This window comes from Marinomonas sp. A3A (assembly GCF_018336955.1).
In the GTDB taxonomy this organism is placed as follows: Bacteria; Pseudomonadota; Gammaproteobacteria; order Pseudomonadales; family Marinomonadaceae; genus Marinomonas; species Marinomonas lutimaris.
The window spans coordinates 606,171-619,941 of record NZ_CP025532.1 but is presented as its reverse complement, the minus strand read 5'-3'; the positions used below and the strand labels follow the sequence as shown (position 1 = coordinate 619,941).

Sequence of the window (13,771 nt, the reverse complement as noted above, 5' to 3'; positions counted from 1 at the left end):
AACTCGACAATTATCAACACCAAACAACAGGCAAAAAAAAAGCCAGTGCAAGCACTGGCCTAACGAAAAATCACAGTTCAGAAAGATTTATTAAGATTAGTTCTGCGCCATGTAAGCGTCATTAATAGATGCTTCACATGATTTAACCGCATTTTCTGTGGTTTCAACCCACTTAGCGCCATATTCATTAACGAACCAATCACGTACTGGTTTCGCCGCTTCTTGGAACTGAGCTTTTTCTTCAGCCGTTGGCGCATAAACCGTACCGCCAGATGCTTTAAACTCATTATAGGCATCAATTTGACGGCGTTTTGGCATTACGGTTGTCACTTCACGTAACGCATCGAAACCATCCATCATGATGTGTTGAAGGTCTTCAGGCATGTCTTTCAGAGAATCGTTATTCATCCACCACATAGACGCCATATAACCGTGTCCATCAAGGGTCATGTATTTAATGTGTTCGTTAAACTTCATGCCCATAATATCGGTAATGCCATTTTTCGTGCCTTCCACCAAGCCAGTTGCTAATGAAGTATACACTTCTGGCCAAGGCACAGCCGTTGGACTACCACCCATGGCTTTCACAAGCTGCATTTGAATAGGAGAATTGATCGTGCGGATCTTCAAACCTTTCACGTCAGCAGGCGTTTTAATTTGCTTATTCGTTGTTGCAAAGTTACGCCAGCCTCCAGTATTACCAATGGTCATTAGACGCATAGAACCCGTTCGATCCAACAGCTCTTTGCGTAATGGCCCAACTAACATCTCGTTATTTAGCGCGCATTCAGCAACCCGGTCTGTAGGGAAAATATAAGGAATATCAATCGCCTGAATTTCTGGAAAAACATTCGCTAGGCCACCAGTTGTGGTATTAAATACTTGAATCAAGTTGGCTTGAAGCGCTTCGATACATTCTGTTGGGTTGCCACATAGCTGGCCACCAGAATAAATATTAACCTGAATACGACCGTTAGACTGCGCTTCGACATAGTCTTTCAATACCACCGCGCCGTCATAATCTTCATCACTGGTATTGGAAAGATGCACAATATTGAATTCATAATCCGCAGCCAATACAGGCAAAGCTGCAAGAGACAAACTCGCCGCGATGAGCGTTGGAACAAAAGCAGCTGTGGTCTTTTTTAGTAAATCGGTTTTTTTCATTTCGAAGGCTCCGTATTTTTTATTCTTGGATCACGTATTTTTATTCTGAGTCACGCAAGTAATCAAACAAACCAGCCGTTCATCTTTTAACGTATCGTCAGACGATAATTGATAGCAAATGAACGATTATATTGCTATAACTTGTTTTATATCTTATATAAGACACAAAGTGCAAGAAAAGAACAGATTTTTTTATCTCATTTGCGTATTCTAAGAGCAACAATCACAGCAGGTTAAGCCATGACAGACACTACACCGCAGCCATCACCTATCTTCAAACCTCTGTATAAACAGGTTCAAGAGTTGATTACAGAGAGAATTATTGAAGGTATTTGGAAGCCCGGTGAGGTATTACCGAGTGAGTTCCAACTGGCGGATCTACTCGGTGTCAGCCAAGGCACAGTCCGAAAAGCTCTTAACGCATTAACCGAAGACAATGTTTTATTTCGTCGCCAAGGCGTTGGCACATTTGTATCCGAACACACATTACAAAAAATGATGTTCCACTTTTTTCATTTTAAAAGTGATAACGGTGATGTTCCCGAACTGCCTTATGCGCAGTTACTCGAAATGCGATTGATCACACCGGATGATAAACTACGCACTCTTTTCGAATTGCCGCCAGAAGAAAAAGTCATTGAAATCCATCGTGTACGCTCAATAAAAAACACAGCCTCGATACGTGAGCTGATCTACCTTCCTCATCGTTACTTTACGGATTTAGATAAAGAGGAAAAACTGCCACATTCCTTGTATCACTACTATCAACAGCATTTTAATATTACCGTTCACAAAGCCACGGACAGACTAAAAGCCGTGTTAGCCGATGAACAAGACCAAAGCGTTTTAAACATCGCAGCAGGACAGCCTTTGCTAGAAGTAACGCGTACTGCTCGCGCATTAGACGGACGTACCGTGGAATACCGAATCAGCCGCGCCAACAGCGAAGACCTACATTATCTTGTCGAACTCAATTAACTAGCTCGATAAATTAACGAACAAAAAAGCGCATGACAACAAGATCACGCGCTCTTGTCTATTTATTCAAACCTTTCCTATCTAACCCCCCTGCCACATCAAGCTAACACCCGACAATAGCAACAAGCTAAATGCCACGAAACGCATCGCTCTAGCGGAGATTGGAACGGGAAACTTTCTCGCAACTAAGGTCGCTATAACAACCACAGGAAAGCCAAGCGCACACAATAGCCACGTTTCAATATCAACTCCTTGAGTAAGGCTAACAGACCCCACACGCAATGCCGCCGTACAACAAAATATACCTAATAAGGTCGCGCGTATTCTGGCTTGGTCATCTGGCTGGCGATACATCATGAAGGTGATCGGCGGACCAAAAGTCGCAAACATGCCGCCCATTACCCCACCTATTACGCCGCTGACAGCAAAAGCCCCCGCAGAAGATTCTTTTCTCACCCTATGGGCTTGCAGCATCATCACCAAACTGCTGACGACAATACACAAACCTAAGCTAAATTTAAGCCAGCCTAATGCATTTTCGCCAAGGTAACCAAGCAACCATACGCCAAGGAAAATAGCTGGTAGACAAGGTAAAATAAAGCCCCAAAAAGCGCGAAGATTTATCTTTCGCCAATGCCCACCATAAAGCCCGATCCCCGCATTGATAAGACTTAACACACTCACCGCAAACGCTGTTACTTCAATGGGCGCTAAACCTAATGCCGACACACTACTCACAACAATCAATCCAAAAGCGAATCCCGTCGTCGCCTGAATGTAACTGCCGAGCGCAAAGAACAATAATAAAAGTAGGCTCGAACTATCCATTAGCATAAAAGCCTCCCTCGTTTGTTAACTTCTTAACTATGCCAAAAAACCGTTTTTCACCATCCATTAGGAGGCAAAACCAAGCAAACGAGGCAAGGTCATCGTTAATGCTGGGATATACGTAATGAGCAAAATAACAAAGATATGGACCGCCAAATAAGGCAGCATTTCTCGGCTAATTGTCTCAACTCGCTCGCCACTCACACTGGACGCAACAAACAGCACCAAGCCCATGGGTGGCGTCGTTAAACCTATGGTTAAGTTGACACACATCACGATGGCAAAGTGCAATGGATCAATACCAAACTGCGTCACGATAGGGCCAAGAATAGGACCCAAAATAAGAATCGCCGGACCTGCGTCTAAGAACATACCGACAAACAACAATAGCAAGTTAATAATCAGCAGTAGTAACAATGGATTCTCAGTAAGAGAAACCATGATTGCAGCGACTTTTTGTGGCGCGCCAGATAGGCTGATCACCGAAGAAAACGCCACCGCACTGCCGACAAGGAACAAAATCACCGCAGACGATTTCGCCGTTGCATAAAACAAGCTAGGCAAGTTACTCACCGTCATGGTTTTCGACATCAAGCTAACAGCCAAAGCGTAGGCAGCCGCGACAGCCGCCGCTTCTGTTGGTGTAAATACACCAGACAAAATACCGCCAAGCAAAATAACTGGCGTCAACAACGGCCAAAAAGCTTGTTTAACTGCCGTACCACGCTCTGACCAAGAAGCCTTTTCAGAGGCCACTTTATAGCCTCGACGACGTGCCAAAAACCACGTCATTGCCATTAGGCTAACCCCTACCAAAAAGCCTGGAACAAGACCGGCTGCAAACAATCCACCTACCGACACGTTCATTACAAACGCATACAAGATCATGATGCCACTTGGTGGAATAATCGGCCCAATTACAGAAGACGCCGCTGTCACAGCCGCCGCAAAACGACGCGAGTAGCCATTCTTTTCCATCGCAGGAATCAGCATTTTCCCTAACGCCGAGCAATCCGCTACAGCCGAACCACTAAGACCGGCAAACAACATAGAAGATAAAATATTGATTTGCGCCAAACCACCACGCAAATGCCCGATAAAGGCTTGGCTTACTTGTACTAGCGACAAGGTAATGCCACTGCGGTTCATCACCTCACCCGCCAACATGAAAAACGGAATCGCCATCAATGGAAAACTATCAATGCCGTTGTACAAACGTTGCGTCAGCAAGAGATAAAACATCTCTTTGCCTTCTAAAAACAGACTCAAACCCGGCGCAAACAACAAGGCAAACGCAACCGGCATCCCCAAAAACATGACAGAAAGCAAAATCCAGAAAAATGAAATGCCCATGGGTTATGCCTCGCTTTCGCTATCAGACAACACAAACTTGTCGTCATTAGATTCATTAAAAAGACGCGCAGTACAAATCAAGAAAAGCTCGATATACACCAACATCATGACGCCAAAACCAACCGGCATCGCCATATAAGACCAAGCTTTGGTAATCGGCAGCGCCGTTGCTAACATGCGCGTCCCTTTTAGAGCGAAATCTAAGCTTTTATTAAACGCGTAATACAGGACAATCCCAATCAACACATACAGCACCAGCTCTAGCAGCAAGCTCAAGCGTCTTGGTAAAGCCCCCAAAATAATATCGAGTGCCGCATGTTGCTTAGCACGAGACACCACTGGCAGAGTCAAAAACGTCATCCAAACCATCAGATAACGCGCCAACTCTTCCGACCAAGGTAATGAATCGTTAAGTACATAACGACAAAACACTTGAACGAGAATCGAGGCCGTCATCACAGCCACCGCGGTGATTGCCAGATATTTGAAAACGAACACAAAGGCAGAGTTTATCTGCCCCAGAAACGTTATTATTCTTGTTAATAAAAGCATAGAGACACCTTTATGAATTCTTCATTTGCGCCAAATGCGCCTTACACTGCCCCAGCATATTGGCTAGATCATTGGCAATCGACACAAAACTAAAGCCGACTTCTAGTGCCCATTTTGCATCGTCAGGCGTTGGCATAACTGTTCCTACAGGAATCCCCGCTTGGTTACAGGCAGTCACACAAGCCACGATTTTGGCGCGCACATCAGGGTGATTAACCTGACCTGGCAAGCCCATTGTCATCGACAAATCTCCAGGACCAATGAATACTGCACTGACGCCTTCCACCTTGCCGATTTCTACCGCAAGCTCTAACGCTTCGACTGTTTCAAGCTGAGGAATCAAACACACTTGTTCATTGGCCGCTGCAGGATAATCTTCACGTGTGGTATAACGCGCCGCTCGGTGCATTTTGGCAAAGCCGCGCTTACCCAATGGCGGATACATGCTGGCTTGAACAATGGCTTTTGCCTCTTCGACCGATTCAACAAATGGGAAATACAAGGTCATACCGCCCTGATCCAATACTTGTTTAATGGCAATCGGATCGTGGCTTGGCATACGAACCACCGCTGCGGTTGGCGTTTGCTCAACCGCACGTAAAATCGGCGTAGTGTCATGAATGCTGGCAGGGCTGTGTTCTAAATCCACCACCAAATAGTCATAGTTCAAAAACGCCATAGCCTCTGCGACCGTTGGGCTACCAGACAGCGTCCAGCCTCCAATCAACTTTTGACCATCCAGTAAACGCTGTTTAAATGGGTTAATCGTCTTGCTCATTTAGAATATCTCCGGTTCATCGATGACAGCGTCACCTTGTAAAAAGTCAAAGTCGCACCCTTCGTTTGCTTGGGTGACATGGGTTGAAAACATAGCGCCATAACCACGAGTAAACTTTGGTGGTGGTGGTGCCCACGCCGCTTTTCGTGCGGCCATTTCTTCGTCACTAATTTCTAAATTCAGCGTGCGCTTTTCCACGTCCAAGGCGATCCAGTCGCCGGTCTGAACAAAGGCCAGCGGCCCGCCAACATAAGATTCAGGCGCAACGTGTAAAATACAGGTGCCGTAATGGGTGCCGCTCATACGTGCATCTGAAATACGCACCATGTCACGCACGCCTTTCTGCAAAAGCTTTTTCGGAATCGGTAACCCGCCCCATTCAGGCATACCCGGACCGCCTATTGGCCCAGCATTTTTCAGCACTAAAACGGTGTTTTCATCCACATCAAGGTCAGGGTCGTCGATCTGTGCGTTCATTTGCGCATGGTTTTCAAACACCAAGGCTTTACCGCGATGATTCAATAAGTGCGGGGACGCCGCAGAGGGTTTGCATACCGCACCATCTGGACAGAGGTTTCCAGTGATCACGCCAATTGTGCCGCGGTCGTTTACTGGGTTATCTAGAGAACGAATCACATCCTCGTTGTAGATTTCGACGCCATCCAAGTTCTCACCCAAAGTACGACCATTCACGTTACCTTGATCCAGATGCAAGAAATCTTTAAGACGCGTTAATAAAGCCGGCAAGCCACCCGCGTAGAACAGGTCTTCCATTAGGTATTCGCCCGCGGGCATAAGATTGGCGATGACCGGCACTTTTCGCGCCCATTCATCAAACAAAGACATAGGTAAATCAATACCTGCACGCCCTGCCATGGCGATTAAATGGATAATGCCATTGGTGGAACCACCCAGCGCGACATAGGTGACAATGGCATTTTCAAAAGCTTCTTTGGTGGCTAGGGATTTAGGCGTTAGGTCTTCAAACACCATTTTGGTAATGCGCTCACCAGCCAAAGAACACAGACGTTGATGAGCCGAATCGGCCGCAGGGATGGTTGCCGAACCAGGCAAACAAAAGCCCAACACTTCCGCCATAGAGGTCAGTGAAGAGGCCGTCCCCATGGTGTTACAGGTTCCCACAGAACGGGTCATTTTGGCTTCTAGTTCAAGCCAATCTTCATCACTTAAATTACCCGCGCGTTTTTCATCCCAATATTTTCGAGTATGAGTGCCCGTACCAATTTTTTCGCCTTTGAAATTACCGTTTAGACTCGCGCCTGCGGGAATATAAATAGCAGGAATATTCATACTGATGGCGCCCATTAATAGGCCCGGTGTGGTTTTGTCACAACCGCCCATTAAAATCGCGCCATCAATCGGATGACTGCGCAACAGCTCTTCCGTTTCCATCGCAAGAAAGTTTCGGTACATCATGGTAGTTGGCTTTACCATCACTTCACCAAGTGACATGGCAGGCATTTCTAATGGGTAACCGCCTGCACGAATGATGCCTTCTTTGACAAACTGGGCACGCTCTCTAAGATGAGTATGACAAGTACTGATGTCGCTCCAGGTATTGATGATGCCAATAACGGGGCGGTTCATGAAATCGCTGCGCTTGTATCCAGTCTGTTGCGTACGTTGTCGATGCGCAAAAGCTCGCATATTGTCAGGAGCAAACCAACGCTGACTGCGAAGGTCTTCGATACGTTTTGCCATGATGCTGTCCTGTTCTTACAGTGTTTATTTTTATCGTTTAACCGCTTAACCAACGATGCTTGTTTACGGCTTCTTCAAACTTATGATATAACTCTTATATAAGACATAAGAGAAGTCAAGAACTATCCCATTACTCAGTAAAAATAGTGAACAAAAATAGCGGCAAAAAAAGAACTACTTGAAATAGACACAATCCGTAGCAATCTAAAAATAAGACACATTCATTAATGAGAGGTAACGCAATGCTTAAACTAAAGAACAAAGCACTCCTACAAACAAAATGTTTAATCAATGGAGAGTGGGTCGAATCTTCAGAAGGCAGCACGCTAGATGTATTTAACCCTGCAAATGGTGAATTAGTAGCAACCGTTGCGACAGTTGGTGCTGCGCAAACCGAACAAGCCATCGCCGCTGCCGAAGCCGCTCAAAAAACCTGGAAGAAAAAAACCGCCAAAGAACGCGCGGCATTGTTACGTCGCTGGCACGACCTATTAATGGAAAACCAAGAAGACTTAGCGAAACTCATGACCGCTGAGCAAGGCAAGCCTTTAGCAGAATCCCGTGGTGAAATCGGCTACACGGCATCTTTCATTGAATGGTTCGCCGAAGAAGGCAAGCGCATTTATGGCGACATGATTCCAACTTACGCACCAGACCGTCGTATCTTGGTAATGAAAGAACCGGTTGGCGTGTGTGCAGCTATTACGCCCTGGAACTTTCCTGCTGCCATGATCACTCGTAAAGCAGGTCCAGCACTTGCGGCAGGTTGTACCATGATCATCAAGCCCGCCTCCGAAACCCCATTAAGCGCATTGGCCATGGGCGTGCTAGCGATTGAAGCCGGCATTCCAGCGGGGGTTATTAATATCGTTGTGGGTAAAGCGAGCACCATCGCCAAAACCCTAACGGACTCATCCGTTGTTCGTAAGCTGACATTCACAGGTTCTACGCCTATCGGTAAATTACTGATGAAAGACTGCGCTGACACTATGAAGAAAGTCTCTCTTGAACTTGGTGGTAACGCGCCTTTCGTTGTGTTTGATGATGCCGACATCGATGAGGCCGTTAAAGGCGCCATGATGTCTAAATACCGTAATGCGGGCCAAACCTGTGTTTGCGCAAACCGCATCTATGTTCAAGCAGGTGTATACGATAGCTTCGTTGAAAAATTCGCCGCGCAAGTTGCCGCAATGAAAGTCGGCCATGGTACTGAAAGCGGTGTCGAACAAGGCCCGCTAATTAACCGTGCAGCAGTCGATAAAGTAGACGAGCATGTGCAAGACGCGATCAGCAAAGGCGGTAAAATCGTCACCGGTGGTAAACACCATGAACTGGGCGACAATTTCTATCAGCCAACGGTTATCGCCAATGCTACGCAAGACATGCTGTTTGCCAAAGAAGAAACCTTTGGTCCTTTGGCACCCGTCTTCAGGTTTGAAACAGAAGACGATGTCATCGCCATGGCAAATGACACCGAATACGGCCTAGCGTCTTATTTCTACTCTCGCGATATTGGTCGTATTTTCCGCGTAGCAGAAGCACTAGAAACAGGCTTAGTCGGAGTGAATGCTGGCGTCATCGCTACAGAAGTTGCGCCATTTGGTGGCTATAAAGAATCCGGTCTTGGCCGTGAAGGCTCTAAATACGGCATTGAAGACTACATCAACACTAAATACGTTTGTGTTGCTGGTTTAGATAAATAGCAGATAAATTAAAACTTATAGGGTGTGTTCATGTCGCCATGAGCACACCCATTGTTTGTCGATCGGAGAATAATACATGCCGACATTAACCAACCAATACCCTTCCTTAAAAGACAAAGTGATCTTTATCACTGGCGGTGGTTCAGGGATTGGCGAATTCCTTGTTCATCACTTTATGAAACAAGGCGCACATGTGGCGTACATCGATATTGATGACGCTAGCTCTACGGCGTTAAACCAAAAACTGGCCGACGAATTCAAAGTGACGCCTTGGTTTAGAAAAGTCGACGTGCGCGACATTGAGGCTTTGCAATCCGCCATTGACGATGCAGCACAAGAGCTTGGCCACTTAGACGTATTGATCAATAACGCGGGCAAAGATGACCGTCATAAAATCGAAGACGTCACACCGGAATACTGGGATAACTGCCTAAACATCAACATGCGCCCGCATTTCTTTGGCATGCAAGCGGCCGCTAAATGGATGAAAGAAGGCGCGAGCATTATCAATATGGGCTCCATCAGTTGGATGCGTGGCCGTGCTGGTATGGTGGGCTACACTACGTCAAAAGGTGCGATCCACACAATGACACGCACCATGGCAAGAGAGCTTGGCCCTCGCGGTATTCGAGTCAACTCTATTGTACCAGGAGCGGTTGTCACCGAACGACAAAAAGCCCTATGGCTAACACCAGAATTGGACCAAGAGTTTATCGACGTTCAATCTCTTAAATTCCGTATTGAACCAGACGATATTGTCGCCATGGCCCTATTCCTTGCCTCTCAGGACAGCCGCGCTTGTGCTGGTCAAAACTTTATCGTGGATGCAGGGATTGTTTAACCGCCATCACTAATAAAACAGCATCCTTTCTACTCTGTATAAACTAGAGAGTTGGCGGGATGCTTTTTTACTTATCCTGCAGCTATCAAAAATCAACAATCTCGACCCAATTTGCCCCACTGCCAGTTGGAACTTCATCGATTTTGGTCAATTCGCCCGTCTTCTCATTAATATGATACAAGCCTAAATTGGCATCTTTCTCACCAGACACCACCATAAACTGACCATCATTACTGATAGCGAACCCACGAGGCTGTTGCTCGACTTGAGTCATTTTTTGGTAGCTTGGCAGCCCTGTATTTTGATCAATCGACAAGGTTGCAATGATGCTTTTGGTTCGTTCAGATACATACAAAAAGCGACCATCCGCTGACAAGTGCATATCAGCGGCCCACACTTTAGGGTGATCATTACTGGCTTTCATAGAAGGTGGCACACCGTTTTCCAAAGACAAGGCTTTTGCAGGAACACCTTCACTTTCGCCTTTGAGTGTCAACAACCCTGTCTTGATATCAAAAGCATACGTGGTTACCGTTCCTGACAGCTCTCCAAGAACATAGACGTATTGACCATCTTTAGAAAAGACAAAATGCCTCGGTCCGGCATACTGCTCGGTTTTTACTGCAGCTGGCGTATTGGGCGTTAATTTCCCAGTTTGCGAATCAAATCGATACTGCATAATTTGGTCGTCACCCAAACTAGAAGAAAATACAAAACGATTATCTGGGCTGGCATGAATAGCGTGAGCATTACGCCCAGTGTTTAATACTTGTTGTGCACCGCTGGTCACTACACCTGTCTTATTGATAGGACTAACACTGATCAAATTGCCACCGTAAGAAGCTGCAAATAAAAACCGTCCCGATTTATCCGTATCAATATTCGCCATACTCGAAGGTAAGTTCGCTTCACCTTCCTCAGCTAAATCCCCTGAAGCAGGATCAATGCGATAAGAGATAATACGAAAAGGTTCAGAACGAATAGATGCGTATAAATGAGACTTATCTGGACTGACTGATAACGGCATTACATTATTACCGGTTTTTGTGCTGCCAAGAGGCACTAACTTAATCTGTTTGCCATCTACCTGCTTGTTATCTAGAAGGTACCGAGTGATCGTGCTGTCTTTTGCATTGGAAACATACACATACTGACTCGCATTGGTATTCTGAGACATCATTCCTAATCCTGTTGCGCTCATAAACAGTAATGCTCCAGAGAACATGCCATTCATTGATTTGTTAAATATCGTCATTTTTATTTTTATCCTTGCCGAGCTAAACAAAAGCCTTTTGTGGAGCTGAACAGAAAGCACCATACCCGCAGCCCAAGATGTATAACATCATACAATAAAAGAATCAGCAACAAACTTTTTATGATCATGACAGGTCTATTCTTCGTTAGCTTACTCAGTATTGTGTAAATTATGAGCAACGATAATCACTATTGAAAAAACCCACTTTTAATCCTTTGCCTTGCCCCAATTTATTTTCTCAATATGCGATTTTTAACTTTGTCTTTTTAATATTGAGAATGGAAAACATCATGAAAGAATCATTAGATATTCAGTTTATCTCAGATGTCATGTGTCCTTGGTGCGTGATTGGTTTAGGCAACTTAAGTAAAGCGCTTGAAGAGCTAAAAGATAAAGTCGACGCAACCGTTACGTATCGCCCCTTCGAGCTTAATCCAGATATGCCAGCAGAAGGTCAAAATCTAAACGAGCACATCGCAGAAAAGTACGGTATTAATCAAGAGCAATCAGACCAAAACAGAGAAATGATCCAAGCCCGAGGTAAAGAAGTCGATTTTGATTTCAACTTCACTTCGGAAAGTCGCATGCGTAACTCTTTTGACGCACATCGCCTACTACATTGGGCACATCTAGAAGGCAAACAAGCGGAACTTAAAGTGGCGTTATTTAAAGCGCATTTCACTCATAATCAAGACATCAGTAACTACCAAACACTTGCCAACCTAGCTGCCAGTGTTAACTTAGACCTCGTCGCAGCCAAAGGCATTTTGGAGAATGGCTATTTTGCTGAAGAAGTGCGCTTACAAGAACAACAATGGCAGCAAAATGGCATCACATCCGTTCCGACTGTCATCATCAACAACGCCTATGCTATTTCTGGTGGCCAACCAGCGGAAGTATTCAAAAGTGCGATTGAAGAGATTCTCGAAAAAGAGAAAGTGGCTGTTCAAGAAGTTTGAGTCAACTGTATTTTTCACCGCCAAAGCAGAAAGCCCCATATGAAGTGAAATCCAATACTGGACAAACTATATGGGGCTTTTTATTAAATAAATTTAAACTATCGCGCTACCAAATAGGTATCAAAAAGGATAAGGCGTCGCCGTGTTTTTTACTGTCGTCCACTGCCAGTGCGTATAAAGATCCCAGCTCGCTGGTCCACACACAGCACTGCCATTACCAGAAGCACCGGTGCCACCAAATGGGTTAATACACTCATCATTCACCGTTTGATCATTGATATGCAACAAACCAACATGCAACTGAGATGCGATACGTTCTGCACGAGCATAATTATTCGAGATTACTGCTCCAGCCAAGCCATACTCAGTATCGTTCGCCATTGCCACGGCCTCTTCGTCTTTATCGAAGGTAACAATATTGACCACTGGCCCAAAAACTTCCTCATTAAAAGACCGCATACCGGGTTTGACATTACTCAAAACGGTTGGCATATAAAAAAGCTTGTCATAGGTTCCGCCCACTTCTAGCTTAGCGCCAGCAGCGATTGAGTCTTGAACAATGCTATGTACTTTTTCAAGTTGACGTTGATTAATCAATGGGCCTAACGCCACTTGTCCCGAAACAGGATCTCCCACAGATAAATGCTTAGCTTTTTCAACCACTTTTGCCGTCAAAGCATCAGCAATACTTGCTTGAACTAAAATCCTTCCAGCAGCCATACAAATTTGACCTTGGTGAGAATAAGCGCCCCACGCGATATTGCTCGCTGCGATGTCTAAATCGGCATCTTCGAGAATAATTAATGAGTTTTTACCACCCAGCTCAAGAGACACTTTTTTCAGGTTACGCCCACAAACTTCACCCACCTTGCGGCCCGCTGCCGTTGATCCGGTAAAGGCCACCATGCCAATTTCTGGTGCAGTACAAATCGCTTCACCCGCTTCCACAGCACCAGGAAAAACTTGGAATAGATTCTTTGGTAATCCTGCTGCTTCAAACGCTAGAGCAAGTATAAAAGCCCCTGTAACAGGTGTTTGTGGATCAGGTTTGGTCACAACAGCATTGCCTGTCGCTAACGCAGGTGCAATGGAACGAATAGATAGAATCATGGGGAAATTGAATGGAGAAATTACCCCAACGACACCAATAGGTTTACGTGTCGCGTAGGACATTCTCTCAGGAACAGAAGGCAAGGTAAGGCCTGTTGGCTCTAGGGTCATATTGGCCGCCAACTGCAATATAATAATGGCTTCTCTTATCTCATGCTCACCTTTAGGAATCGCACCTCCTGTTTCTCGAGCCACGTACAAAGCCAGCTCATCAAAGTTATCTTGCATAAACATTGCGGCTTTATGAAAAATGGCGGATTTTTCTCTTGGAGGAATTTTTACCCATTCTTTTTGGGCTACTTTGGCTCTCTGACAAGCCAAGTAAACATCATCTGTTGTGGCCATCGCCACACTACTCAATACATTGCCTGTTGCTGGTTCCATGACCTCTTGCGTATTTGAGGCGGCAACCCAGTCACCAGTGAAAAACTTTCCTGACCATTTTTTAGATCCAAGTACTGATACCGTCATGTGTGCTCTCCTGTTTATTTTTATTAGATTTCCACTTTCGCAACTCACCTTGTA

At 45.3% G+C, this 13,771-nt stretch carries 12 protein-coding genes; 4 read left to right on the top strand and 8 right to left on the bottom strand.

The window, feature by feature from the left end:
- Positions 1 to 96: 96 nt before the first annotated feature.
- A complete protein-coding gene (locus CYL31_RS02800) occupies positions 97 to 1,167 on the bottom strand; it encodes a TRAP transporter substrate-binding protein (RefSeq protein ID WP_212917470.1) in 1,071 nt (356 codons plus the stop codon).
- Between the two features lie 240 nt (positions 1,168 to 1,407).
- Between CYL31_RS02800 and CYL31_RS02795 the strand changes: the two genes are divergently transcribed.
- Positions 1,408 to 2,145, top strand: a complete 738-nt coding sequence (locus CYL31_RS02795) for a GntR family transcriptional regulator (protein WP_212917469.1) — start codon at positions 1,408 to 1,410, stop codon at positions 2,143 to 2,145.
- Between the two features lie 81 nt (positions 2,146 to 2,226).
- On the opposite strand, the gene CYL31_RS02790 is transcribed toward CYL31_RS02795, so the two are convergent.
- From CYL31_RS02790 to araD, 5 genes are read right to left on the bottom strand one after another with little or no spacing between them, the layout of a single operon-like run.
- On the bottom strand, positions 2,227 to 2,979 hold the full coding sequence (locus CYL31_RS02790; protein ID WP_212917468.1) for a TSUP family transporter: 753 nt from the start codon (positions 2,977 to 2,979) through the stop codon (positions 2,227 to 2,229).
- A 60-nt stretch (positions 2,980 to 3,039) separates the two neighbouring features.
- Positions 3,040 to 4,326, bottom strand: a complete 1,287-nt coding sequence (locus CYL31_RS02785; RefSeq protein WP_212917467.1) for a TRAP transporter large permease — start codon at positions 4,324 to 4,326, stop codon at positions 3,040 to 3,042.
- 3 nt (positions 4,327 to 4,329) lie between these two features.
- Positions 4,330 to 4,878: a TRAP transporter small permease gene (locus CYL31_RS02780; RefSeq protein WP_212917466.1), complete on the bottom strand. Its 549-nt coding sequence runs from the start codon at positions 4,876 to 4,878 to the stop codon at positions 4,330 to 4,332.
- Positions 4,879 to 4,888: 10 nt separating this feature from the next.
- The gene (locus CYL31_RS02775) at positions 4,889 to 5,656 is read right to left on the bottom strand and encodes an HpcH/HpaI aldolase family protein (RefSeq protein ID WP_212917465.1); all 768 of its coding nucleotides are present in this window, start codon (positions 5,654 to 5,656) and stop codon (positions 4,889 to 4,891) included.
- Positions 5,657 to 7,378, bottom strand: coding sequence for an L-arabinonate dehydratase (gene araD / locus CYL31_RS02770; protein WP_212917464.1), 1,722 nt, complete (start codon positions 7,376 to 7,378; stop codon positions 5,657 to 5,659).
- 242 nt (positions 7,379 to 7,620) lie between these two features.
- Here araD and CYL31_RS02765 point away from each other — a divergent pair, with 242 nt between their 5' ends.
- Together CYL31_RS02765 and CYL31_RS02760 are read left to right on the top strand one after the other, a co-directional pair.
- Positions 7,621 to 9,081: an NAD-dependent succinate-semialdehyde dehydrogenase gene (locus CYL31_RS02765; RefSeq protein WP_212917463.1), complete on the top strand. Its 1,461-nt coding sequence runs from the start codon at positions 7,621 to 7,623 to the stop codon at positions 9,079 to 9,081.
- 76 nt (positions 9,082 to 9,157) lie between these two features.
- Positions 9,158 to 9,922: an SDR family NAD(P)-dependent oxidoreductase gene (locus CYL31_RS02760; RefSeq protein WP_212917462.1), complete on the top strand. Its 765-nt coding sequence runs from the start codon at positions 9,158 to 9,160 to the stop codon at positions 9,920 to 9,922.
- An 85-nt stretch (positions 9,923 to 10,007) separates the two neighbouring features.
- On the opposite strand, the gene CYL31_RS02755 is transcribed toward CYL31_RS02760, so the two are convergent.
- Positions 10,008 to 11,177: a lactonase family protein gene (locus tag CYL31_RS02755; RefSeq protein ID WP_212917461.1), complete on the bottom strand. Its 1,170-nt coding sequence runs from the start codon at positions 11,175 to 11,177 to the stop codon at positions 10,008 to 10,010.
- A gap of 290 nt (positions 11,178 to 11,467) precedes the next feature.
- On the opposite strand from CYL31_RS02755, the gene CYL31_RS02750 reads away from it, so the two are divergent.
- Positions 11,468 to 12,136 (top strand): DsbA family oxidoreductase, encoded by a 669-nt coding sequence (locus CYL31_RS02750; RefSeq protein ID WP_212917460.1) that lies wholly within the window; start codon positions 11,468 to 11,470, stop codon positions 12,134 to 12,136.
- Positions 12,137 to 12,256: 120 nt separating this feature from the next.
- On the opposite strand, the gene CYL31_RS02745 is transcribed toward CYL31_RS02750, so the two are convergent.
- On the bottom strand, positions 12,257 to 13,717 hold the full coding sequence (locus CYL31_RS02745) for a benzaldehyde dehydrogenase (protein ID WP_212917459.1): 1,461 nt from the start codon (positions 13,715 to 13,717) through the stop codon (positions 12,257 to 12,259).
- Positions 13,718 to 13,771 lie beyond the last annotated feature (54 nt).